The organism is Streptomyces sp. DSM 40750 (genome assembly GCF_024612035.1).
Taxonomy (GTDB): domain Bacteria; phylum Actinomycetota; class Actinomycetes; order Streptomycetales; family Streptomycetaceae; genus Streptomyces.
This window is the reverse complement of record NZ_CP102513.1, coordinates 1798227-1822376: the sequence shown is the minus strand read 5'-3', so window position 1 is coordinate 1822376 and position 24150 is coordinate 1798227. Positions and strand designations below refer to the sequence as shown.

The following is a 24150-nucleotide window of genomic DNA, read 5'->3' as shown; positions in this document are numbered from 1 at the left end:
CCGGGCTTTGCGTCCGCACTCGGGGGTGAACTGCGCCATTGCCCTCGACGCCGGGGCTGTGATTCAGTGATTCACTGATAGGTGTGTACGGGGTGGTTCAATCCACCAGTGGGGAGTCTCAGGTGTCCGTCGAGTCCACCAACGAGTCCGGGACCGAGCCCGTGAACGCCGACCGCTTCGCGCGCGAGGGCCTGGCCGTCCTGACCCGCCTCACCGAGTCCGCGCGCGCCGACGTGAGCGCCGCCGCCGCCCTGATCGCCGGCTGCGTCCGCGATGACGGCGTCGTCCAGGCCTTCGGCACCGGCCACTCCCAGGCCCTCGTCCTCGAACTCGCCGGCCGCGCGGGCGGCTTCGTCCCCACCAACCGCCTCCAGATGGCCGACCTCGTCCTCTACGGCGGCGATCACCCCAGCGGCCTCGACGACCCGCTGCTGGAACGTGAGCCCGGCATAGCGCTGCGCCTCTACGAGCTGGCCGACCCCCGCCCCCAGGACCTCTTCGTCGTCATCTCCAACTCCGGCGTCAACCACGTCATCGTCGAGATGGCGCTGCACGCCAAGGAGCGCGGCCACCGTCTCCTCGCCATCACCTCCCTCGCCCACACCGGGTCCGTGCCCGCCACCCACCCCAGCGGCAAGAAGCTCGTCGACCTCGCCGACGTCGTCCTCGACAACGCCGCCCCGCGCGGTGACGCGCTGCTGGAGCTGCCGGGCGGCGGCGCCGTCTGCGCCCTCTCCACCCTGACCGGCGTCATGCTCGTCCAGATGACGGTCGCCGAGGCGGCCGCCCAGCTCCTCGCCTCCGGCGACCGCCCCCCGGTCTATGTCTCCGCCAATGTGCCCGGCGGCTTCGAGGGCAATCTGGAGCTGGAGAAGCGGTACGCCGGACGGATCCGGCGTACCGCCAGCTGATCACCCCACGGGCACGGGGGTCAGCGCGACGGCCAGCGGATAGGCGCCGGTCTTCAGCGGGGCTCCGGCGGTGCCGGACGCGGTGTCGACCGGCACCAGCTTGTTGCCGTCGGCCGTGGTGACGTAGGCCGTGCCGCCGCTCCAGTCCAGGCCGACATCGAAGGCGGATCTGCCGACGGAGACCCCCGTGCCGGGGGCGCCGGTCACCGTGTCGACGGGCGTGACGTGGTCCCCGGTACTGGGGCTCACCCACAGCGTCCGCCCGTCCGGTGACAGACCGAGGCCGTACGCCTGGCCGGAGACCAGGAGCGTCGGCTCGGTGTCGTTCGTCGCCGTGTCGATCGGAGTCACCGTCGATCCACCGGAGTTGGACACATAGACCCGCTTCCCGTCCGGCGCGGCGACGACGTTGAACGGGCGGGGGCCGACGGGGATCTCCGCCCCCGCCTTCCGGGTGCCGAGGTCGACCGGGGTGACGGTGTTGTCGTGGATGTTCGCCACGTACAACGTCCGGCCGTCCGGAGTGATCGCCATGTTCTCCGGCCCCGCCCCGACCGTGACGGTCGCGCCCGCTCGCAAAGTGCCCGTGTCCACCGGCTGGACCGTGCCGTCCGTGTAGTTGGCGACCCACAGCGTGCCGCCGTCCGGCGTGAGCGCGAGCCCGGCGGGAACGCGGCCGACGTCGACCGTCGCGGTGACCACACCGCGCGCCACGTCGATGACGCTGACCGTGTCGGAGCCCTGGTTCGCGGCATAGGCGGTACGGCCGTCGGCGCTCACGACCACTTCGCCGGGGTTGTCGCCCACACTGATGTCCGTGCTCTTCCCGGAGGACAGATCGACCGAACTGACCGACGCACCGCTGAAGTTGGCGGTCAGGGCTCTCGACGAGCCGTCCCCGTCGGTGACCTGGACCGGGATCGCCCGGTCGAGGATGCCGGTGCCGGACACCACGACGGAGTGGACGCCCTCGTCGGCCGCCGTCAGCGTGACGGTGGCCGACGCGCTTGCACCGGCCGGGACGGTGACGGTGCCCTCGGCCGGCGAGGCGGTGACGCCGTCCGGTACGGCGAGCTTCCAGGTGACGGTCCTGGCGGACGTGGACCGCGCGTCGGACAAGGAGAGGGTCACCGTCCCGGAGGCGCCCGGCTTCAGGCTGAGCGAGCCGGGGGCGAAGGAGGCGTCGACGCCGGGGTCGGGGGCGTTCTCCAGCATCGTCGTGTAGAGGAACTGGTCCATCACCCCGGGCGAGACCTGTTCGGGTATGGCGTCGAGTGCCTTGCGCTCGCTCCTCAACTCGGTCCAGTACGCCGAGACCGCCTCGGTGTCGCCCCGCTTGTTGGCGAGCAGCAGATCGACGGCTGTCCCGCCTGCCGTGCCGTAGCGGCCGAGCTTGTCGAGCCAGGCCGAAGTCTCCTTCAGGAAACCGGGGTTGGCGAGATGGGCCCGCAGCTGGGCGGGCGTGGCGGCCATGTCGGTGAAGTACGACCGCAGCGCGGCCGCCGCCCGGTCGAGGCCGCTGTCCTCCTCGTACGCCTTGCGGAAGGCGGCGAGGAGCCTGGTCAGCGTCGGGGACTCGGTGGCGTCGAGCTGGGAGGAGTAGTTGCTCTCGGCGAAGATCCGCAGCGGTTTCCCGGACTTGGCCGTACCCGCCAGTTCGCGGACGGAGGCGAGGAAGGCGGACCGGGGGTCGTAGGCGTCCGGGTTCCACAGATAGGCCGCCGACGTGAAGAGCGCGAGCTTGCTCGCCTCGGCCTGGACCATCGGGTTGGCGGTGACGCCGACGGCCTCTCGGGCCACGTCGGCCTCCCGGCCCGTGTAGGGGCCCAGCAGGAGACGGCTGGTGACGTAGTCGTTGACCGGGTAGTTGTCCCAGACCAGGATCGGATGCCCGTAGACCTCGCGGGCCTGCCGCACCTGCGCGGCGGTGATCGTCGGCGCGATCACACCGACGCCGGTCCACTCGACGACCACGTCCGGGTCCAACTGCTCGCGCAACGCCTTCTTGTACGGGGTGTCGGCGAGGTCGGAGTACTCGGTCGGGACCATCTCCAGCGGGTCGAGCCCCGTGCGGTCGGCGGAGAACTCCTCCCACACCCGGTTCAGCAGATGCGCCTGCGCGGCACCGGCGGCCCCGCCCCCGCTGCCGAACCTCTCCTCGTCCGCCGGGCAGTTCCACTTCGTGTAACTGATGTCGTCCAACGGGATCGCGAAGGAGCGCACGCCGATGTCGTACAGCGAGACGAACTTGCGGACCAGCGCGGTGATGTCGCTGTCCGAGGAGTAGCAGACCGACAGACCGGGGGAGAGGGCGAAGGTGAAGCGGACGTGGTTGGCGGCGGCCCGGTCGACGAGCTCGCGCACCTGGTCCAGCTGGGCGGCCGGGTACTCGTCGCGCCACCGCTCCCGCAGATAGGGGTCGTCCTTCGGCGAGTAGACGTACACGTTCTGCTTGGTGCGGCCGTAGAAGTCGAGCTGGCTCAGCCGCTCGGCATGGGTCCAGGGGGTGCCGTAGAAGCCCTCGACGACCCCGCGCAGCTTGGCCGTCGGCCAGTCGCGGACGGTCACCTCGGGGAGACGCTCGCCGGTGAGGAGCCGGCGGAGGGTCTGGGCCGCGTAGAAGGTGCCGGTGGTGTCGACGCCGGACAGGGCGAGCAGGGCACGGCCGGAGTGGCGGCCGGAGGCCAGGACGTATCCCTCCGGAGGCAGCCCGGCGGGTGACTTGACGCCCAGTCGCTTCAACGCGCCCTCGGTGGCCGGGTTCTCGCCGGGGCCACCGACGAACACGGTGAGTCCGGCGGCGGGCGGGCGTTCACCGGCCGGGACGGTGACGATCCGGTCGACCCCGGCGTCCCGCAGCGCGGCCTCGACGACTCGACGGGCGGCGGGGTCGGTGTCCGGGCCGACGACCTCCACGACCCGGTCGGGGACGGTGAGTCGACGCTCGCCGGTCTCGATGTGCTGGGGCGTCGGCCACACCTGGGGGGTCGCCGGAGTCGTCGGTGCCGACGGTGTGGCGGCGGCCGACGGGAGGGAGGGGAGGGTCAGGCTCACGGCCAGGAGCAGGGCCCGGCGGAGGCGCCGGGTTCTGCGGGGCCTGCGGGGTCTGTGGGGGCGTTCGGGGCGTGGGAGGAGAGAGGTGAATGAAGCCATCAAAAGAGGCTAGGGCTGCTGAATCAAGCATTCAATAGCGCGTGCTGGGAAGGCAGTTGCTCGACGCGGGCGAGCCGGTCGCTCCCTCTTTCGCCGAGCCGGCCTCGCTGTCGCCGCCGGGCGCCAGGGGCGACGCTCCGCCTAAGGTACTTTTCGGGCGTCATCCCTCTGGTCCGGCGTCGACCCCGAAGGGTGAACACGGATGAGTTCGCATTCCGCCGATCCCCCGCCTCCCGCCCCACCCGCCGGTAGCAACAGCCCCGCGGTCTCCCGTCCGGAGTTCGACACGCTCTTCGAGGCGGTGCGCACGTGGGGGCGCTGGGACCGGGCCGATCGCGGTGCCTGGAACCGGGTGACCGCGGACCATGTGCGGCGGGCCGTGGCCGGAGTGCGGTCCGGGGTGGTCGTCCCGATGGCGCTGCCCTGGAACACCCGGCACGGCCCGGACAACCGGAAGCCCGCCGTGCATCACATGACCGATCTCGGGGATGTGGAGAGCCCGGAACCCACGACCCACAAGGACTTCATCGCCGCCGACTACCACGGCAAGGGCATCACGCATCTCGATGCCCTGTGCCACATCGCCTACCGGGGGCGGCTCTACGACGGCCGGGCGGCGCGCGAGGCCGTCGACGCCGCGGGCGCCCGGTTCGGCGCGGTGTCGGAGCTCGGGCCCCTCGTCACCAGGGGGGTGCTGCTCGACCTCCCCGCCGTCCTCGGCGTCCGCTGGCTGGAGCCGGGGCGGGCGGTGCGCGCCCGCGATGTCGTCGCGGCGGAGAAGGCGCTCGGCGTGACGATCGGCGAGGGCGACGCGGTGCTGCTGCGCTCCGGACACGTCCGCCGCCGCAAGGAGCTCGGCGCCTGGGACCCCGACGCGGCGAGCGCGGGCTTCCACGTCGACGCCGTACCGCTGCTGGCCGAACGCGGCATCGCGCTGCTCGGCGGAGACGGGGACAGTGATGTACGGCCCTCGCCCGTCGAGGGCGTGCACTCGCCGGTCCACGCCCTGGCCGTGGCCGCGATGGGGGTACCGCTGCTCGACAACCTCGACCTGGAGGCGCTGGCCGACGCGACCGCCGAGGCGGGACGGTACGAGTTCCTGCTGGTCGTGGCTCCGCTGAACGTTCCGGGCGGGACGGGCTCGCCCGTCAATCCGGTCGCGGTTCTGTGACGCCGGTGCTGATCGGTCACCGCAGGTGAGGAAACGTGCGAACCGTGACTCACGTCGCTGATGCCCGTATCCTCGTCAATGCCAGATATTTCCGATAAGCGGATTGTCCAGGGCGCTAGTGAGGCCAGCGTGGTGCGGTCCGACGTCGAGCCGGTACCAACGGGACGTGCGACAGACGGCACGGGCCCCACCCTTTTCCGTGAGCGGTTTCTGCAGGGTGAGCCGCTGGAGACAGGAGTGCGCCCCTCGATCCTGAACTCCTGGCAGCGCTGCCGGTCCCTGAGGCTCTCCCCGGACCAGTCCGACCTCCCTTTCCGGGACGACTTCGACCCGGACGGCCGGATCACCCGCGCGGCCGTGCCGGTGCTCGACCGGCTGCAGTCCAGATTCGCCGGCAGCGCGATCAACATCTCCGTCGCCGACGCGAACGGCACGGTTCTCCTGCGCCGTTTCGGACAGGCGTCGCTGGCCAGGGGCCTCCCGGCGATCCAGACGGTCCCGGGGTTCGTGTTCGCGGAGCGCTTCGCCGGTACCAACGGCATCGGGCTGGCCCTGGCCGAACGACAGCTCATCAGGGTCTACGGCGCCGAGCACTTCGCCGAACGCTCCCAGGCCAGCGCCTGCCGCGCGCTTCCCGTCCGCGACCCGCTCAGCGGCCGTATCGAAGGGGTCCTGTGTTTCGGGTATCCGCGCACCTTCGAGGATCCGGCGCTGTCCACCGTGATACGCAAGGCGGCCGCGGCCATCGAGCGGCGGCTGCTCGGGCAGAGCTCCGTACGTGAGCGCTCCCTGCTGCGGGCGTACCTGGACGCGGGGGCCGAGGCCGACGCGGTCCCCCACCACAGCGTCGGGGTGGACGAACTGGCCCTCGGGCTGCGCCCCGGCGACCGGGCGACCCTCCTGGAGAAGGCCGCCGAGCTGATCTCCCGCGCGCAGCGGGCCGCCGTCGAGGTGCCTCTGGCGGACGGCCGACGGATCACGCTCGTGAGCCGTCCGATGACCAGCGCCTCCGGGGTCGAGGGCATCGCCGTCGAGGCCGTCCTTCCCGGCCGTTCGGCGCGCGAGTCCCTCACCGTCCCGCACCGGGTCGAGGAGGCGCTGACCTTCTCCGTCGAGCCTGTAGAACCTGTCGAACCGCCCGCGGAACCCGTCGAGTCCGTCGACACCCCGGTCGTCCGGCGCTTGGCGGGCGTCCCCCGCGTCGTGGCGCCCGGTCGGCTCTCCGCCGTACCGGCATCCGGCCACCTCCGCGACGCCGCACCCGGCAGGATCACCGTGGGCGTCGACGGCGTCTCGACCGACCGCCTCACCGGCGAAGGCGTGACAACCGGCGGCCTCACCGGCGAAGGCGTCACGACCGACCGCCTCACCGATGACGGCGTGACGACCGGTGGCCTCACCGCCGACGGTGTCACGACCACTGCCGGCGGCATGCCGGCCGGCCGCCCCGGCTCCCCGAACCCCCAGAGAGGTCTCGTGATGGTGGGGGAGCCCCACGTCGGTGTCTACGCCCTGGCCGCGCGCCGCCGTCTGGAGCTGTTGTCCGAGGCCAGCGCCCTTATCGGAACCACCCTGGACGTGCGCCGCACCGCGCGGGAACTCGCCGAGACGGCGGTCCCGCGCCTCGCCGACTTCGTCACCATCGACCTGGCCGAGCCCGTACTGCGCGGCGAGGAGGCCGCCGACCCCCGCAGCGACCTGCGCCGCACGGTGGTCCACGGCATCCGCGACGACCTCCCCTTCAGTCCGGTCGGCAAGCAGGTCGACTACGGCCCCACCGTGCCCCAGCTGCGCTGTCTGACCAGCGGGGAGGCGGTGCTGGAACCGGATCTGAAGACGGCCGCGGGCTGGCTCGCGCAGGACCCCGAGTACACGGAACGGCTGCTGAGCCACGTCCACTCCCTCATCGCGGTGCCCTTGGTCGCCCGTGGTGTCGTCCTGGGTGTCGCCGCCTTCTACCGCGCACAGGACCCCGCCCCCTTCGGGGACGACGACCGCTCACTGGCCCAGGAACTCGCCAACCGTGCCGCCCTGTCCATCGACAACGCCCGGCGCTACACGCGCGAACGCACCATGGTCCTGGCCCTGCAGCGCAGCCTGCTCCCGCAGGGCCTGCCCGATCAGGACTCCGTCGAGGTCGCCCATCGCTATCTGCCCGCCGAATCCGACGTCGGCGGTGACTGGTACGACGTCATCCCGCTCTCCGGAACCCGTATCGGCCTCTTCGTCGGCGATGTGGTCGGCCACGGCCTGCTCTCCGCCGCGACCATGGGCCGCGTCCGCACGGCCGCACGCAGCTTCGCCGAACTCGACTTCCCGCCGGACGAGGTCCTCACCCACCTCGACAACCTCGTGAGCCGACTGGACCGGGAGGATCCCGTCTCCGACGGCGGCGGCATCATCGGCGCGACCTGTCTCTACGCCGTCTACGACCCGACCTCGCAGCAGTGCACCATGGCCCGCGCGGGCCACCCTCCGCCCGCCCTGGTCGACCCCGACGGCACCGTGTCGTTCCCCGACCTGCCCGCCGGGCCTCCGCTCGGCCTCGGGGGGCTGCCCTTCGAATCAGCGGAGTTCCACCTCCCCGAGGGCAGCCAGGTGGTCCTCTACACCGACGGGCTCATCGAGGACCGCGACCGCGACGTCGACGTGGTCCTCGACCAGTTGCGCGCGGCCCTGGCCCATCCCGAGCGCACCCCGGAGGAGACCTGCCGGGTGGTCCTGGACACCGTGGCGCCCGCCCACCCCGGCGACGACATCGCCCTGCTCGTCGCCCGCACCCACGCCTTCGACCCGCTGCGGATCGCCACCTGGGAGCTGCCCGCCGACCCGGCCGTCGTCAGTGAGGTCCGCGCCTCCGCCCTGCGGCAACTGGCCGACTGGGGGCTCGACGAGGCCGCCTTCGCCGCGGAACTGGTGCTCAGCGAACTGGTCACCAACGCCATCCGCCACGGCACCGGGCCCATCCGGGTACGGCTGCTCCACGACCGCTCCCTGATCTGCGAGGTCTCCGACACCAGCAACACCGCCCCGCATCTGCGCCGGGCGGCCACCACCGACGAGGGCGGCCGCGGCCTGTTCCTCGTCGCGCAGCTCTCCCAGAGCTGGGGCACGCGCTACATCCCGGAGGGCAAGGTCATCTGGGCCGAGTGCGGACTCGACGGCGGCTGACGTGATCGACACCCGGGCGGCCCGCTGATCCCCTGGGGGCGTGGCTCCGTTGGGGTCACGGTGGGCGGGTAAATACCGTAAATGCGGTGATATGTGCGGCTAGTATCGCTGACGTACCGCTGACGCAAGTCGGGAAGAACTCGCCAGGCCGACCCCCGGAGCTGTCCGTGCACGACGCTCACGACACCTCTGCGCAGCCGGCCCCGCCCAGCGGGGCGGAACCGCTGGTCCGCATCCGCGGCCTCGCCAAACGGTTCGGCGGGACCCTCGCACTCGCCGGGGTCGACCTCGACGTCCACGCCGGCAGCGTTCTCGCGCTCCTCGGCCCCAACGGAGCAGGCAAGTCCACACTCATCAAGATCCTCGCCGGCGTCCACCACGCCGACTCGGGCCGGATCACGGTGGACGGACACGCACTCGGGAGTCACGCCGCCTCCCACCGCATGTCCTTCATCCATCAGGACCTCGGTCTCGTGGAGTGGATGTCGGCCGCCGAGAACATCGCCCTGAGCGCCGGGTACGCGCGTCGCGCCGGACTGATCTCCTGGCGGCGGACCCGGGAGCGCTGCACCGAGGCACTGGAGATCGTCGGCGGTCAGCTCGATCCCGACGCGCCGATCGCCCATCTCGCCCCCGCCGAGCGGTCCCTGGTCGCCATCGCCCGGGCCCTGGCGGCACGGGCGAAGCTCATCGTCCTCGACGAACCGACCGCCCGGCTCCCCGCCGCCGACTGCGCCCGCCTGTTCCGCGTCCTGCACGCCCTGCGCGACCGGGGCCACGGCATCCTCTACGTCAGCCACCGCCTGGACGAGGTGTACGAGGTCGCCGACACCTTCGCCGTCCTGCGCGACGGCCGCCTCGTCAGCCACGGCTCGACGGCGGGCCACAGCCCCGTCCGCCTGGTCCGCGACATCACCGGCGATGAACCGGCCGACCACCGCCCCGCTACGGCCCCGGCCGACGGCCCGGCGGTCCTGACCCTTGACGGCGTACGGACCTCCGGCGCGGGACCGGTCGACCTGGAGCTGAGAGCCGGGGAAGCCCTCGGCCTGGTCGGCCTCTCGGGCGCCGGACACAGGGACCTGGGTCGGGCCCTCGCGGGGTCCCGACCGCTCCTCGGGGGACGGGTGCTGCTCCACGGCCGCCCCTACCACCCCCGTACGGTCACCGACGCCGTCGGACGCGGTGTCGCCTTCGTGCCCGGCGACCGGCAGCGGGAGGGCTGCCTCGCCGAGCTGACCGTACGGGAGAACCTGCTGGCCAACCCCGGTGCCGGGCAGGGGACGCCACCGCGCTGGATCGGACCCCGCCGTGAACGCGCCGAGGCCACCGCCCTGATCGAACGGTTCTCGGTGCGGCCCCGCGACAGCGAGGCCGCCATCGCCACCCTGTCCGGCGGAAACCAGCAGAAGGTCGTGATCGGCCGCTGGCTGCGGACCGGACTGCGCCTGCTGATCCTGGAGGAACCGACGGCGAGCGTCGACGTCGGCGCCAAGGCGGCCATCCACCGCCTGCTCGACGAGGCGTTGGCCGGAGGCCTCGCGGTCCTTCTCATCTCCACCGACTTCGAGGAGGTCGCGGGAGTCTGCGGGCGCGCCCTGGTCTTCGTCCGCGGATCCGTGACCGCCGAGCTGAGCGGTCCGGCCCTCACGGTCGCGGGACTGACCCGGGCGGCTTCGGCCCTGCCCCCCTCCGGCACCGCGACGCATCCGTGACCGCCCCGCCCTCCCCGCGCTCGCGTCGACCGGGCCCGCCGCGCCGGCTCGGCCCGCGTGGCGGCCCGGGTGGGCACCTCATCGGCGCCTACGGCCTGCTGGCCCTCACCGCCCTGCTCGTTCTGGTCTTCTCCCTCGCCCTGCCGCGCACCTTCCCCACCCCGGACACCGTCGACTCGATCCTCTCCACCCAGTCGATCCCGGCCGTCCTAGCGCTCGCCGCCATGGTCCCCATCGTGACGGGCGCCTTCGACCTCTCCATCGGCTACGGCCTCGGCCTGGCGCACGTCATGGTGCTGTACCTCGTCGTCGACGCCGGCTGGCCCTGGCCGCTCGCCTGCCTCGCCGTGATCGTCGGAGGGACGATCGTGGGCGTCCTCAACGGTGTCATCGTCGTGTTCGGCCGCATCGACTCCTTCATCGCCACGCTCGGGACCGGCAGCATGATGTACGCCGTGACCGGCTGGATCACCGACGGCGGCCGGATCGTCCCCGGCCCGGGGGGCCTCCCGGCCGCCTTCACCGACCTCTACACCTCCACGTTCCTCGGCCTCCCCGTTCCCGCGTTCTACGTGCTGGCACTCGCCGTCGCCCTCTGGCTGATGCTGGAGCGGCTGCCGATCGGCCGGTACCTGTACGTCGTCGGCTCGAACCCGCGCGCCGCCGACCTCGTCGGCATCCCGGTCCGCAAGTACACCGTCTGCGCCTTCGCCGCGTCGGGCCTGATCGTCGGCTGCGCCGGAGTACTGCTCGCGGCCCAGCAGCAGCTCGGCAACCCGAGCGTCGGACTCGACTACCTGCTTCCTGCCTTCGTCGGGGCCCTGCTCGGCTCCACCGCGATCAAACCAGGCCGTCCCAACGCCATGGGTACCCTCGTCGCCGTCGCCGTCCTCGCCGTCGGCCTCACCGGCATCTCCCAGATGGGCGCCGACTTCTGGACGGTCCCGCTCTTCCACGGCGGCACCCTGCTCCTCGCCGTCGGCCTGGCCGGATACGCCGCCCGCCGCCGGGTGCGCACCGGCGTCTTCGCCGCCCGCGACGCGCCCGCCGCGACACCGGAGCGGCCGCCGGGCGGTGGCACGACAGGCCGCACTCCATGATCCAACCCGCCCGCACCGTCGTCCCGCTCTCCCGCTCGTCCCTCCGCGAGGAGTCTTTCGTGCACCACCACCGCAAGGCCGACCCCGGCGCGCGCAAGGCCCGGTACGCGGCAACCGCTCTGCTGACCGCCACCGTCCTGCTCGCCGGCTGCGAACGCGGATCATCGAAGAGCCCGGAAGACTCCGCGTCGAGCCCGAGCGGCTGCCCCGAGGCCCAAGCCAAGGCCGAGGCCGCCGTCGGCCGGGCGGAGGGGACCGACATTCCCTGGAACGGCCCGACCACCGGTCCCACGGCGGTGACCGACAGGACCATCGTCTACGTCGCCCAGACCATGACCAATCCCGGAGTCGCGGGCGCCGCCGAAGGAGTCCGGGAAGCCGCGCGGGTCATCGGCTGGAATGTCCGGGTGATCGACGGCGGCGGCACCCCCGCCGGCATCCAGGCGGCGATGAGCGAGGCCGTGGCCCTCAGGCCCTCGGGCATCGTCATCGGGGGCTTCGACCCCAACGCGACCTCGCAGCAGGTCACACGGGCCAACGAGGCGGGCATCGCGCTCATCGGCTGGCACGCGGTCGCCGCGCCCGGCCCCAGCAGGCAACCCGAACTCTTCACCAACGTCACCACCCAGGTCGAGGACGTCGCCAGGATCAGCGCGCAATGGATCATCTCGACCTCCAACGGCGACGCCGGAGTCGTGATCTTCACGGACGCCTCGATCCCCTTCGCCAAGAACAAGTCCGACCTGATCAGAAATGAACTCGCCACCTGCTCGGGCGTGCGACTCCTGTCGTACGAGAACATCCCGATCCCCGATGCGAGCAGCCGCACGCCCCGCGAGGTCTCCGCACTGCTCTCCCGCTTCCAGGACCGGTGGACCCACTCGGTCGCCATCAACGACCTGTACTTCGCCGACGCCGCCGCGGCCTTCCGCGCGGCCGGCAAGGACGGCTCGGGTCCGCCCTTCAACATCGGCGCCGGGGACGGCGACCCCTCCGCCTTCCAGCGCATCAACAGCGAGCAGTACCAGTCGGCCACCGTCCCCGAACCGCTCACCCAGCAGGGCTGGCAGATCGTCGACGAGTTCAACCGGGCCTTCTCCGACCGCCCCGCCAGCGGTTACGTGGCCCCCGTCCACATCAGTACGGCCGGCAACAGCGACGACGCCACGAGCTGGGACCCGTCGGGCTACCGGGACGGGTACCGGAAGATCTGGGGCAAGTGACAGGGCTGCCGGGGCGGGCCGGTCAGAGGCGCAGGACGATCAGCGCGGTGTCGTCGGTGTTGCCGGAGGGCGGAAGGAGATCGGCCAGGAGCGCGTCGGCCAGGGTCTCGGGGTCGTGCTTCCGATGGCGGGCGAGGGAGTGGGCGAGACGGGCCAGACCGGTGTCGATGCCCTCGGTACGGCGCTCGATCAACCCGTCGGTGTACAGGACCAGCGCGGCGTCGTCGACGAACGGGATGCGGGCCTGGGGGCGGGAGACGTGGGTGGGCCGGGCGGCGAGCGGAGGGTCGGTGGCGCCGTCGAGGAAGGTGACGGTGCCGTCGGGGTGCACGAGTGCGGGCGGCGGGTGGCCCGCGCAACTGTAGGTGATGGTGTGGCTGTCCCAGTCGATGAAGGTCGTCACGACGGTGGTCGCCTCGGCGCCCTCGACGGAGCGGGCGTACAGGTCGAGGGCCTCCAGCGCCTGGGCCGGGCCATGGGCGACGCGAGTCGCCCCGCTCAGGGCACTGCGCAGCTGCCCCATGGCGCAGGCGGCCGCCAGACCGTGGCCGACGACGTCGCCGACAGCCACCGCGAGGCCCTCGCCGGGCAGTGCGACCAGGTCGTACCAGTCGCCGCACACGTGCAGCGCGCCGATGGCCGGCCGATAGCGCACGGCCGCATTGTGCGGACCGGTCGGGCAGGGCGAGGGCAGCATCGCCGCCTGCAGCGCCAGGGCCACCTCCCGTTCGTGGGCGTGCGCCGTCCGCAGCCGTTCGTTGACCTCCTGCAGTTCGCGGGCACGGGTGTACAGCTCGGCCTCCAGCACCCGGGCCCGGTCGTCACCGCCGCCCGGGCCGCCGCGGGCGCGGATGAGTTCGGTGACCTCCTCCACCCGGTGCACGATCAGGGCCACCTTCCCGTCGGGGCCGAGGACGGGAGCGTTGACCGGGCTCCAGTAGTGCTCCTGCCAGTGGCCGGGCCGCTCCGGATCCTCGATGTCGTAGCGGAGCAGCGCCATCGTGTCGCGCTCGCCGGTGGCCACCGTACGGAGCATCGACGCCTCGGTCTCCCGCATGCCCGCCGCGGCCGGTTCGTTCGGGTTCTCGGGGAAGACGTCGAAGATGTAGCGGCCCAGCAACTGCTCGCGGGTGCGCCCGGCCAGGCGCAGGAAGTCGTCGTTGGCGTCGGCGTACACCAGATCGGGGGTGAGCAACGCCACCATGCCGGGCAGAGCCCGGAAGACCTCCGCATAGTCGATATGCGGTTCCTTCATGTCCAGCCTGCCTCGGCGCCGAGCGTCTCTGTGCCGTTCCACGATAGGCGTGAACACCCTGCGGGACCCGACAGAACTGTGGCTTCAGCACCGAGGCCCCCTTGATCCGCCGCTCCGGGCGTCCCGCGACACTCCGTCGGCCGACTGGCACCGAACACTCTCCGAGCCCCCGACCGGCCGCCCGGACCGCAACGGCGGTGAGGACCGAAAGAGTGAATCCCGTACGACGTCATGAGACCGTCCCGGATCGGCACCATGACCCACGCACGTGCCGGACCATCCGCTTCCGGTACCTGATGCACGGGCGCCGCCCGGCCGCTGGGCGTAGCCGACGCTGCCGCGAGTCGGCTGTCTGCTGAACGACGCCCAGGGCCAGGGACTTGATGGCCGCATGATGACCGAGTTCCTGACCTGGGCCGGCCACCGGGTGCCGCAACTCGACATCTCACGCGCCAACACCGGGACGGCACGGGCCTTCGTCGGCCTTCTCCAGGTCCTCTGTATCGAACCAGGCCCGACGCCGAGGGCGCCGAGTCCGCAACCGAAGCCGCCGAGCCCCCGGCGATCCACTCCGACGTCGCGGCACGCGGGCGCGGCTTCATGGCCGACAACCTCGTACGCAACCGCCTCGCCCCGGACTTCGACTCCGACGCCTCCACCTGGTCGTCCAAGACCGGCATGCTGCTCAACCTGCGCCACGAGGTCGGCGTCGTCGAACACGCCGACGGCCAGATCTGCGCGACAGCCGTCCTGACCGAGTCACGCGTGGCCGCCGGCCGACAGCCCGGCGCCGACGCTCTCATGGGCCAGGCCGCCCGACGGCTCCGCGACGAACACCGTTCGAGGTGGGCCTAGAGATTCCGCCTGATGGAACAGTTCCGGCCCAATTGGATCGCCACGACTGCGGAATGTTGCGTTCCGTAGTCGCTCGGTAGCTCGCCCTTCTAGCGTGATCGCATGAGCGAAGATCGTGCTTTCTCGGTGCGGCCACTCCGGGATCTGGTGTCGGACGAGGCGTGGGCGGGACTGACCCGCTACCCGTCCAGGCCCTACCCGTCGTCGACAACCCTGTTGAGGCAGGGAACACAGGGCACCCATGTGCTCGCCCTGATTAGCGGGATGGTGAAAGTGGTCCGCACGGACCGCGACGGGCGGCAGCGACTCCTCGCCTTCCGCGGGCCGGGGGAGATCTTGGGGGAGATGGCGCTCCAGCACGGTGGAGAGCGGCTCGCCGATGTACGGACGATAAGCACATGCAAAGCATCTGTAGTCCCCGCGGAAGACTTCCGCCGCTTCGTACGCGATCACCAGCTGGCCGACCCACTCGCCGTGCTGGCGTCCAGCCGACTGCGCGAGCAGACCGAAGTCTTCGACGGCGCCGTGCATGAACGTCTGGCCATGGCGTTGCTCCGCCTGGTCGAGGTCTCCGGCGGTGAGCGCTCGTTCTCCCTCACCAGGGAAGATCTGGCCCAGCACATCGGCGTGAGTCGCGACACCGTCAGCAAGGCTCTGACACAGCTCGGTCCGGGCCGGGTGGAGTTCGCGAGGAACCGTATCCAGGTGACCAGCGTGGAAGCCCTCCGAAGAACCCTCGGTCTGTCCTCCGGCGACTGACAAGGGCGTGTCCCACGTCACATGTTGTCCGCGTTCGCGGAGCGGAGCGTCCGCGAACCCGCTGTGAAGCTTCGAGTGGCACGGCACCCCGAACGCCCGTGCCGCCGTCCGCATCTGACGACCGGACGGGACTTCACGGAGGAGTGACACATGCGCGAATTCTTCAGCGAATCAGCCCAGGGCGGCGCAGGGCCTTTCACCCGCAGCCGTGCGCTGCCCGCCTATCGGGGGATCCTGGCCGTGGACGCCAAGGGGTTCACGGGACATCCGGCCATCGAGCACGAGGCCATCAGCCGTGCCGTACCCGACCTCCTCAGGACCGCCATGAACAGGGCGGGACTCGAAGAGCTCTGGAACGACCGCAAGTTCCCCGCCTCCACCGGAGACGGCTACGTCTTCGGATTCGATCCCGCCCTGATGCCCTTCGTGGTCCACCCCCTGCTGCTCACCTTGCAGGACGTCCTCACCGACTACAACGTGCTGTCCTACGGAGCCGTACCCATCAGGCTCCGGGCCAGCCTGCACATCGGCCCGCTGCCGGACACCGGCGACGAGTTCAGCGGGAACGGGACGGCGCGCAACGACACGCACCGGCTCCTCGACTCCCGCCCCGTCAAGGCCGTACTCGCCTCGCACAAGGAGAACATCACGCATCTCGCGGCCATCCTCTCCCAGCGCTGCTACGAGGACGCCGTCGCCAGTGGGTACACCGGGCGACACCCCGACCACTTCGTGGAGGTGGCCGCGACGGTCGAGGGCAAGCCTTTCGCCCAGCAGGCGTGGATCTACGTACCTCAGCCGTCCGGGCCTCTGTATGAGGAGGCCCTGGCCGCCCCGGCCGCCGAGAGCCCGGTGCGGGAGGACGCCAGTGTGCCGGAGAACGCCGGGACGCAGAGCCCTCGAGTGAGGAACAGCGCCCCCCACGGCAACATCAACACGGGCACGGTGCACGGCGGGCAGAGCGTGGCGAACCACAACGTCGCCGGTGACCATGTCGAAGGAAGCAAGGCCCACCGCGTCCGCGGTTTCCAGGGCGACCAGGTCCGTGGCGACAAGTACCAGGGGCGACCGTGACGCCGGACGGAGTGGCGGCACCCCGCGAACTGCCCAGCCCCCCGCGGCCGGCACCCGATGTCCCGCCCGAGGGCGAGTCGCCGCGCGCGGAACCAGAGCACGACGTCTCCGAGTTGTTCGAGGCCATCGGCGGAGCCACCGGTGTTCGGGGGCCGTTCGTGTACGCCCCGTACGGAAACGTCAACGCGGGCTCCGTCCAGGGCGGTCAACGTGTGCACACCCAACAGGCGGACGACCGGCGGACGGCCCGGGCGGCCAGGGTGCGCGAGGGGCCGATCCCCGAAGCGGAGGTGCGGGCCGCCGCATTCGGGTTCGCGGAACCCGAATGGTTCGAGACCGCCTTGACGGAGCTGGACGGGGGACTGCTCTTCCTGGCCGGGCGTCCGGGATCCGGCCGCCGCACCGCGGCGCTTAACCTGCTGCGCACGTCCTGCGAGGACGGAGCCCCGCTGCGGGCCCTGGACAGCGTCACCGAACTGGACCGTTGGAGGCCCACCGACACCTCGGCGCGCGGCTACCTCGTGGACGGACTGTTCCCGTCCCGGCCGTTCGGGCCCGGTGTGCTCGGGCATGTGCGTTCCCTGCTGAAGGACGCCGGGGCGCGCATGGTGATCGTCCTTCCCGACGACACGGCCCTGCTGCGCCGCCTCGAACAGGACCTCCACGTCAGTCCCCTCACCTGCCAACCGCCGTCGGCCTCATCGGTGTTCGGCAGCCGCTTCAAGGCCGTGGTGCCGGACCAGCGCGAGCGGGAGCGCCTGTTGGCCGCACTGGACCGCGATGAGCTGGGGGAACTCCTGGTCCCCGAGCTGGTGCCGGCCGAGGTGGTCGAGCTGGTCACGGCCATCGTCTCGGCCGATGGCGACGCGAAGGCTCTCGGCGACCTGGGGGCTCGGCTGAGCCACCGGGTCGAGAAGGACGTACCGGAACTCATCGGCGAGTTGCGCGACGACCCGGACGCCCTCTCCTTGTTGCTGGCCGTCTGTGTATACGAAGGACTTGACCACCGGATCGTCAGGGAGGAGGCCGACCGGCTGCTGGAGCTCTCCGAGGGGCGTCTGACGGCCATGCTGCCGCCGACCGACTCCCAAGGCGCCGAGACCGCCGAGCGGCCCAACCCGGACTTCGTCTTCCGGCGTTCTCTGACGGAGTTGCTGCATGTGGTCCGCGCCACCTGGCAGACCCGTGAGATCCGCACGGGAGGTGACTACGCGCACAGCGTGGAACCGGTCCTCTTCGTCAGGCACCGCCAGGCGGAGGCCGTGCTCAGGCATGTATGGCGTGAGTACGGGCAGTTGTCGGACCTGCTCGTCAGATGGCTGAGCGAGGTGCATCGCGACAGTGAACTGACCCTGCCGGTGGGCCGGGTCATGGGGATGGCGGCGAGCTGGGGCGGCGGACGCCGGGCGTTGCGCCATGTCCAGACCCTCGCCGAGTCCGAGCGCACCACCAGCCGTCTCATCGCGGCGCATGCCCTCGGCATCGCGGCCGAGGACCCCGTACTGGTCGCGGAGGTCCGCTATCGCCTTCAGCGCTGGAGTACGGCGGTCAGCCCGCAGTTGAGGACCACGGTGGCCTACGCGTGTGGTGCGGAGTTCGGGCTGTCGCGTCCCGATGCCGCCCTGCGGTTGCTCGGCGCCCTCCTGCGTGGCCTGCGGACCCGTGACCGGGAGGACGAGGCGCAGGCTCGGGTCCGTCTGGCGGTGCGGGTGGCGGTCCAGCGCCTGTTCCAGGCGGGCAACGAGGAGAACGTGTTCGGCCGTCTTCTGCAATGGCTGGGCGAGGAGCAGGCCGAGACGGAACAACTTCTGTCACTGTTCGGCGAGTTGATGCATTCCCCGCAGTGGTTCCAGCAACACCTTGCCGACGGGAGCGCCGAAGGGCGGCTGATCGCGGAAGTGATCGGCCGGGCGCTGAACACGGACAGCTCGTTCGACGCGACCCGCGACGCCTTGCTGCGGTGGGCCGACTGGGGACGGTGGGACGCGTCGTTGTTCCGCGCGGTGGAGAAGCTGTTCACCGCTTTGGCTAGCTCCATGCAGTACGGAGAGTTCCGGCTCTTCGTAGAGATGGACCAAGGAGACACAGTCGGCTGGGCGGGGCGAGACATCGCACGGACCGCGCTCGGCAGATGGCGGAGCGGCGAACAAGGGGAGGCGGCATGAGTGACGAGTCGGCCGAGCGTCTCTACCACCGGACGGCCAGACCGCCCTGGCGGGAGATCCTCAGTCACCGCTGGTCCGCCGCGACGGACTGGTCGCTCGTACTCAGGGATGCCGCCGGTGACCATTACGTGCTCGGCCGTCGTGGAGACCCCGACGACTCCGGCGCACACATGCCGGCGCCCGACGAGGCCGCGGTGCCCGCTCTGGGCGGCAGCTACACCGACGTCTTCCGCGTGGACGTGACCGAGCACGTGGACACTCGGGCCGTCGGCCTGCCCACGGTGTACGGCACGGAGTCGGTGGACCTGTGGGTGTCGTGGTGGGTGCACGATCCGGTGCGCGTCGTGCGCACGAAGACCCTCCACGGCTGGCATGTGATCCGCACCCACCTCACACGGGCCCTGCGTTGGCTGTCCGACACCCAGACGACGGCAGGCAACGGGCTCGGGGCACCGGAGATCATGCAGCACCTCGGTGTGCCGCAGCGCGTGGAGGAAACGGGCCTGAGCTACCGGGTGTTCGACGTACGGCTTCGGGAGACCGGTGAGGAACTCCTCCTCGGCCGGACGGACGACGAGGCAGTCTCCTACTCCTGGACGGCCAGCCGGCGCGGCGAGTACGAGTTCTGCCGCCAGGCGCTCCACTCCGGGCCGGTCTCCCTGGCGGCGCTCTGGCTGCTCAGGCACCCCGATCAGGTGAGGCAGGTGCTCGACTGGTCGGTCGACCACCAGGACCTGCTCAGCCCGCCGCGCTCCGACTGGCAGGAGGAATTGGCCTCTTTGCTCGGCACGCTGTCCGAACAGGAAAGGAAAGAGATCTCCTACCTTCTGCGTGACCGCATCTCGGCGCTGGGACGCCAGGTTCCCGGTGTGGCCGTCTGAACGAAGAAGACGCATTCGACATTCGAATGGATAAACGGGCACGCTGCCTTCGGCAGCGTGCCCTTCCCTTTGTGTGCCGTGCTCCGCGCCCTATTCCGCACCGCGCCTCCGTAGGGCCCGAGAATGTGACCACAGCCACTCCCCGTATGCATTTTGACCGCAGACGGAAATGCCCGGCTGCGGGAATCTCAGGGCGTCAGAAATTGACGCACGAGAAAACCTCGCGCGTCCTGATCACTCGGAGGACCGACATGCGCACAGAGGAAATCCCCCAGGACGACAACGTGGTCCCGTTTCACCCTCAGCGGCCGGCACCTCTGACGGAGGGCGACCGCCGCGAGGAGGCGGAAGCCGCTGCCACCACGGTGCTGAACGCCGAGCGGGGGATCATCAACACCGGCACCGTCCATGGCGGTCAGCATGTCACCACCATCGAGCTCTCCGGCGACCCCCGCAGCGGAGCCGACGGTGACATCTGACGGTCTCCGGGCCGACGAGCTCGACTCCCTCGTCGCGGCCCTGGCCGCCGGACGGGACATGGTGGTCGTCGCGCCGAACGGTACCGTCAACACCGGGCTGGTGACGGGGGATCAGCGGCAGGTCGTTTCCGCCTCGGCGGACGGTGCCACCCCTGCGGGACCGATGCGACAGGGCCCCGTACGGGCCAAGGACCTCAAGGCGGCAAGGCGGCGTTTCGTACCGCCGCCCGGCTTCGAGGACGTCCTCGCGGTGCTCGACTCCGGTGTCTCCGTGCTCCTCGGAGCACCCGGGACCGGCCGCGAGACGCATGCCCTCAATCTGCTGGCCCACGGCAGGGACGAGCCGGCGCTCGTCCAGGTGGACGGGGCGGTCGATCTCACCCGGTGGGCGCCGCGACCGAGAGGAATCCACGGCTACCTGGTGATGGAACCCCCGGACCCCTTCGCGCTCCGCCCCTGGGACCTCTCCAGGCTGGAAGCGCCACTGGCGGAGGCCGGTGCGCGTCTCCTCATCGTGCTGGCGGACGCCCCCGGTCTGGCCACCGCCCTGGAGGACCACCTGGGCACGCCGGTCCTGCGCCATCTGCCGCCGGATCCGCGGAAGGTCTTCGCAGCCCATCTCGCGGACCTCTGCCTCGACGAGGACAGGCGCTCATGCCTGCTGAGGTCCCTGGGACCGGGACTTTTCGACGAGTTGCTGCCCGTGGAGCTGCCACCCCGCCCTGCGGCACAGGCAGCGGAAGCCGTGGCCCGACTGGGTACCGGCGGCGCCTCCTGCGCCGAGGTGCTGCGCGCCCTGGCCCGGGCGGAGGCCCCGGAACTGGTGGGCCGGGCACGGGAAGACCCCGTACTCCTCGCCCACCTGCTCTCCCTCAGCGTCTACGGAGGCCTCGACCACGGCGTCGTCATGGAGCGGGCGGCGGACCTGCTGGCGCTGGCGGGAGCCGGACCGGAGCAGGAGCCTGCCACGCGGAGCCCGCTCCGTCGGCAGGCCACGACGATCGGCCGACGGCCGATGTCCGAGATCCTGCGTGCCCTGGGGGCGCACCGCACGCGACAGCCGGGGACGGACGCCACGGACACGGTGTCGTTCTTCTGGCCGGCCGTGGGCGATGTCGTGTGGGAGGTCCTGTGCCGAGATCACACGGACCTGCTGCCCGTGCTGCACCCGTGGCTCGCGGGCACCGGAGACGAACCGGACCAGATCGGACGGGCTGGGCAGGCAGTCGCCGCCATGGCTGTGGCGACCGGCGGCCGGACCCTGGAGTTCCTGCGCCCCCTGGCGCTGGCCCCGTGGCCTTCGGCCGTCGATGTGGCCGCCAGGTGCCTGGGCACGGCCGTCCACGACCTGCCGGCGGCGGCGAAGGCGGACGACCTGCTCGAACAATGGAGCGCCGCACCCGAGGCGGCCCTGCGGACAGCGGTCGCGTACGCCTGCCGCTCGGATCGCGGCCGGTTCACGGACGGGCAGGCCCTCCGGCTGCTGCACCGGCTCATGGAGACGCTGAGCAGGGACGCGGACGACGTGGCCGTCGCCGCCGCCGTCGCCGAGGCGCTGGTGCAGCGCTTCGCGGCGGGCGACACCCGGACCAGGGGAACCGTCCTGGGCCGGTTGCGGGACTGGGCCGGGTCCGACGGCGTCCCGGCCCGGTTGACGGCCCTCACCTTCCCCGCCATGGCGGGGAAGGACCTCGCGTGGTGCCGCGGCCAGATCCTCAACGACGCCGGGACGGCCTCCGGCATGGTCCAACTGACCGGCCACGCCCTCGACGAGTCGACCACCTACCCGTCCATGCGTGATGTCCTGCTGGCCTGGTGCCGCGAAGCCGAGGGTGCGTCACGGCCCGATCAGGCCCTGGAGGAGCTGCTCATGGGCCTGGTGGCAGCCCGGCAGCCCGGATTCCTCCGATGGCTCCTGGCCGTCGAACGCGGCCCGGATGCCATGCCCGGCAAAGAACTGGCGGCGCGTCTGCTGACCGCATGGCGCAGCAAGGCCCCGGCCACCCCCACGGACTGACCAGGAGGAACCGATGTCACTTCCCCCTCACACCGGCCTCTTCACCACTGTCGAACGTCAGTGGGCGGGCCGGAATCCGACGCCCGCCCTGCGGCTCTTCACAGAGTCGGACGGAGCAAGTGTGCCCATCGCCCTGGAGCAGGTCCGGCAGACGCTGTACGACCGCTCCGCGGAACCCGCTGTGCGTACCGCCCTGTGGCTCCAGATCGCGGAGCGCGTACGCGTCGACGCCGACCATGCCGACCATGCCGACCGTGCTGACTGGCAGTCGGCAGTGGTGTGGCTCGGGCTGCCCGGACTCCGCCGCACCGCGTTCCGGATCACCTGGTACTTCCGCGCGGAACGAGAAGACGTCGAGGCCGAACTCGTCACGTGCTACCTCGAAGCCCTGAGGGAGGTCGGGGCACATACCCCCGACCCCGGCGAACGGGTGCTGCGCTCGGCCTGCTCGCGCGCATGGACCGTGTGGCGTCGAGCCCGCCCGGAGGTGGCTGTGGACCACGTGGAAGGTACTGGAGGCATTCCACTCGGCACGGACATGGAAGGCCCCTGGCAGGTGGATTACGACCCGCCCGCGGGCCGGCCCGGGCTCTCGGCCGGCCGGCGCATCACCGTCCCCGCCCACCGTGTGGAAGGTGTACGGATCGGCGCACTCGCCCAGGCATGGGGCCTGGCCGACTCCTCTGCCTGCACCTCCTACTCGGGCCGGGGCAGGCAGGTCGCGACGATCTCCCTGCGGCGGGGCGGGAGGAAGGCGTGAACGACCGCGTGGAGACACCTCTCACCTTCCGCGAGATCTTCAACCTGCCGGTCAGCGTCGATCTGAGGACGGCGGCCAGGGCGTTCGGCATGTGCCTGGGCACTGCCTACCGGCTCGTCGCCCGTGGTGCCTTCCCCTGCGACACGGTCCGGGTCGGCCGGCGCCACCGGGTGCTCACCGTGGACCTGCTCCGCGCCCTGGGCATCGAGGAGCGCCCCGTCTTCGCCGACGAGATCGCCGACGGAGTCGCGCTCACCCTCTTCGACTGACCTCCTCTTCCGATCTGTCGGCCCCCTGCCCCCGACAAGGCATACCCGATACCCGTGAACTTCCGTGAACTTCCGTGAAGGAGCCTGCCATGCCCACCTGCCTCGCCATCGGGGCGACGACCGCCCCCGCCGGCCCGTCCGGCCGATCCGTCCCGGACATGCGACAGCGGTCCACGGTCTTCTACGAGGACGTCGTGCGCCCCACTTGTGAACAGCTCGGTCTCACCCTCCTCCGGGCGGACGCGCTCACGGACGCCGGCCTGCCCGCGGACCAGTTGCTGCGCCTGCTCACCGAAGTGGACGTCGTCGTCGCGGACCTCAGTGGATCCGACGAGGAACTGTCCTTCGGGCTGGGCATGCGACACGCACTCGGCCGGTGCACCGTCCATGTCACCGAGGGATCCGGCACTCCTTCCAGGGCGGTGAGGACTCCTTCCGTCGAGCTTGCGTCCCACCCGGACGGCGCGCTCATGGCCCGGCAGCAACTCACGACGCTGCTCATCGACGCCCTCCGCGGGGCGGCTGCGGCAGTCGCGCCTTCCCAGCCGATGGCGCAGGCCCGTGTGGAACCAGCTCCCGGCCACGACGACGAGCCGGGCCTGTTCGACCTGGCCGTCGAGGCGGAGGCACAACTGGAGGCCATGGCGGGTGACATGGCTGATGTGGAGTCCGCCCTGACGGATCTCGGGGCGATGATGGAGCTGATCGCGGAGGACATGGTCCGTGTCAGTCATCCCGGGGCTTCGATGAGCTCGAAGCTGGCGGTGGTCAACCGTCTGGCCAAAGCCATCGACGGGCCGGCCGACGACCTTGAAGCGGCGGCCGAACGCTTCGCGGAGCGCATGGAGGCCGGTGTCGGGGCGTTCGGCGCGTTCCTGGAGTGGGCGGCCGACACGCCGCGCAGCGAGTGGCCGGACGGCGCCGCGGAGGTTCTCGACCAGGTGGCGACGGCGTCCCCGGAGATGCAGACCGCGACGATCGGCTTCCAGGAGGTGATGACGCTGATCAACATGTTCGGCGCTTCCAGCCGGCATCTGCGTGGACCGGCCCGGCGGATCGGTAAGTCTCTCCAGACCATGTTCCGGAGCGTGGCCGTACTGGAAGAGTGGCAAGGCAGGGCCGAGGCGATCAGGCGGGCCTGACCCCTTGAGTCCGTATGTGCCTGAGGGGCTGCCCGGGAAGACTCCGGGCG

17 protein-coding genes and 1 pseudogene are annotated in these 24150 nt (G+C 71.2%); 16 read left to right on the top strand and 2 right to left on the bottom strand.

The genetic code is table 11. The features are described 5' to 3' along the window. Positions 1-122 precede the first annotated feature (122 nt). The gene (locus JIX55_RS08230; RefSeq protein ID WP_257562624.1) at positions 123-911 is read left to right on the top strand and encodes an SIS domain-containing protein; all 789 of its coding nucleotides are present in this window, start codon (positions 123-125) and stop codon (positions 909-911) included. On the opposite strand, the gene JIX55_RS08225 is transcribed toward JIX55_RS08230, so the two are convergent. Continuing rightward, positions 912-3965, bottom strand: a complete 3054-nt coding sequence (locus JIX55_RS08225) for a beta-N-acetylglucosaminidase domain-containing protein (RefSeq protein WP_257562623.1) — start codon at positions 3963-3965, stop codon at positions 912-914. A 301-nt stretch (positions 3966-4266) separates the two neighbouring features. Between JIX55_RS08225 and JIX55_RS08220 the strand changes: the two genes are divergently transcribed. The 5 genes from JIX55_RS08220 to JIX55_RS08200 all read left to right on the top strand — a co-directional run bounded on the left by JIX55_RS08220 (position 4267) and on the right by JIX55_RS08200 (position 12444). Continuing rightward, positions 4267-5235, top strand: a complete 969-nt coding sequence (locus JIX55_RS08220) for a cyclase family protein (RefSeq protein WP_257562622.1) — start codon at positions 4267-4269, stop codon at positions 5233-5235. A 129-nt stretch (positions 5236-5364) separates the two neighbouring features. Beyond that, positions 5365-8406: a SpoIIE family protein phosphatase gene (locus JIX55_RS08215; protein ID WP_257562621.1), complete on the top strand. Its 3042-nt coding sequence runs from the start codon at positions 5365-5367 to the stop codon at positions 8404-8406. A 167-nt stretch (positions 8407-8573) separates the two neighbouring features. Next, entirely contained in the window at positions 8574-10121 is a 1548-nt protein-coding gene (locus JIX55_RS08210; RefSeq protein ID WP_257562620.1) for a sugar ABC transporter ATP-binding protein, read from the top strand. Next, on the top strand, positions 10118-11221 hold the full coding sequence (locus JIX55_RS08205) for an ABC transporter permease (RefSeq protein ID WP_257562619.1): 1104 nt from the start codon (positions 10118-10120) through the stop codon (positions 11219-11221). The genes JIX55_RS08210 and JIX55_RS08205 overlap by 4 nt, the downstream gene beginning before the upstream one ends. 59 nt (positions 11222-11280) lie before the next feature. Beyond that, positions 11281-12444, top strand: a complete 1164-nt coding sequence (locus JIX55_RS08200; RefSeq protein WP_257569257.1) for a substrate-binding domain-containing protein — start codon at positions 11281-11283, stop codon at positions 12442-12444. A 22-nt stretch (positions 12445-12466) separates the two neighbouring features. On the opposite strand, the gene JIX55_RS08195 is transcribed toward JIX55_RS08200, so the two are convergent. Further along, on the bottom strand, positions 12467-13699 hold the full coding sequence (locus JIX55_RS08195; RefSeq protein WP_257562618.1) for a PP2C family protein-serine/threonine phosphatase: 1233 nt from the start codon (positions 13697-13699) through the stop codon (positions 12467-12469). A gap of 418 nt (positions 13700-14117) precedes the next feature. Here JIX55_RS08195 and JIX55_RS08190 point away from each other — a divergent pair. The 10 genes and pseudogenes from JIX55_RS08190 to JIX55_RS08145 all read left to right on the top strand — a co-directional run. Continuing rightward, positions 14118-14554, top strand: a pseudogene (locus tag JIX55_RS08190) (serine hydrolase); the annotation flags it as partial. A 102-nt stretch (positions 14555-14656) separates the two neighbouring features. Continuing rightward, positions 14657-15313 (top strand): Crp/Fnr family transcriptional regulator, encoded by a 657-nt coding sequence (locus JIX55_RS08185; RefSeq protein ID WP_257562617.1) that lies wholly within the window; start codon positions 14657-14659, stop codon positions 15311-15313. A gap of 150 nt (positions 15314-15463) precedes the next feature. After that, positions 15464-16387, top strand: coding sequence for a hypothetical protein (locus tag JIX55_RS08180; RefSeq protein ID WP_257562616.1), 924 nt, complete (start codon positions 15464-15466; stop codon positions 16385-16387). Further along, positions 16384-18552, top strand: coding sequence for a hypothetical protein (locus JIX55_RS08175; RefSeq protein WP_257562615.1), 2169 nt, complete (start codon positions 16384-16386; stop codon positions 18550-18552). Before JIX55_RS08180 ends, JIX55_RS08175 begins: the two co-directional genes overlap by 4 nt. Beyond that, positions 18549-19433, top strand: a complete 885-nt coding sequence (locus JIX55_RS08170; RefSeq protein ID WP_257562614.1) for a hypothetical protein — start codon at positions 18549-18551, stop codon at positions 19431-19433. Before JIX55_RS08175 ends, JIX55_RS08170 begins: the two co-directional genes overlap by 4 nt. A 251-nt stretch (positions 19434-19684) precedes the next feature. Then, entirely contained in the window at positions 19685-19912 is a 228-nt protein-coding gene (locus tag JIX55_RS08165) for an S-type pyocin domain-containing protein (RefSeq protein WP_257562613.1), read from the top strand. Then, on the top strand, positions 19902-21929 hold the full coding sequence (locus JIX55_RS08160; RefSeq protein WP_257562612.1) for a hypothetical protein: 2028 nt from the start codon (positions 19902-19904) through the stop codon (positions 21927-21929). The genes JIX55_RS08165 and JIX55_RS08160 overlap by 11 nt, the downstream gene beginning before the upstream one ends. 13 nt (positions 21930-21942) lie before the next feature. After that, positions 21943-22689, top strand: coding sequence for a hypothetical protein (locus JIX55_RS08155; RefSeq protein WP_257562610.1), 747 nt, complete (start codon positions 21943-21945; stop codon positions 22687-22689). Beyond that, positions 22686-22958, top strand: coding sequence for a helix-turn-helix domain-containing protein (locus JIX55_RS08150; RefSeq protein WP_257562609.1), 273 nt, complete (start codon positions 22686-22688; stop codon positions 22956-22958). The genes JIX55_RS08155 and JIX55_RS08150 overlap by 4 nt, the downstream gene beginning before the upstream one ends. 89 nt (positions 22959-23047) lie before the next feature. Beyond that, complete coding sequence (locus tag JIX55_RS08145) at positions 23048-24100, top strand: hypothetical protein (protein WP_257562608.1); 1053 nt, start codon at positions 23048-23050, stop codon at positions 24098-24100. Positions 24101-24150 lie beyond the last annotated feature (50 nt).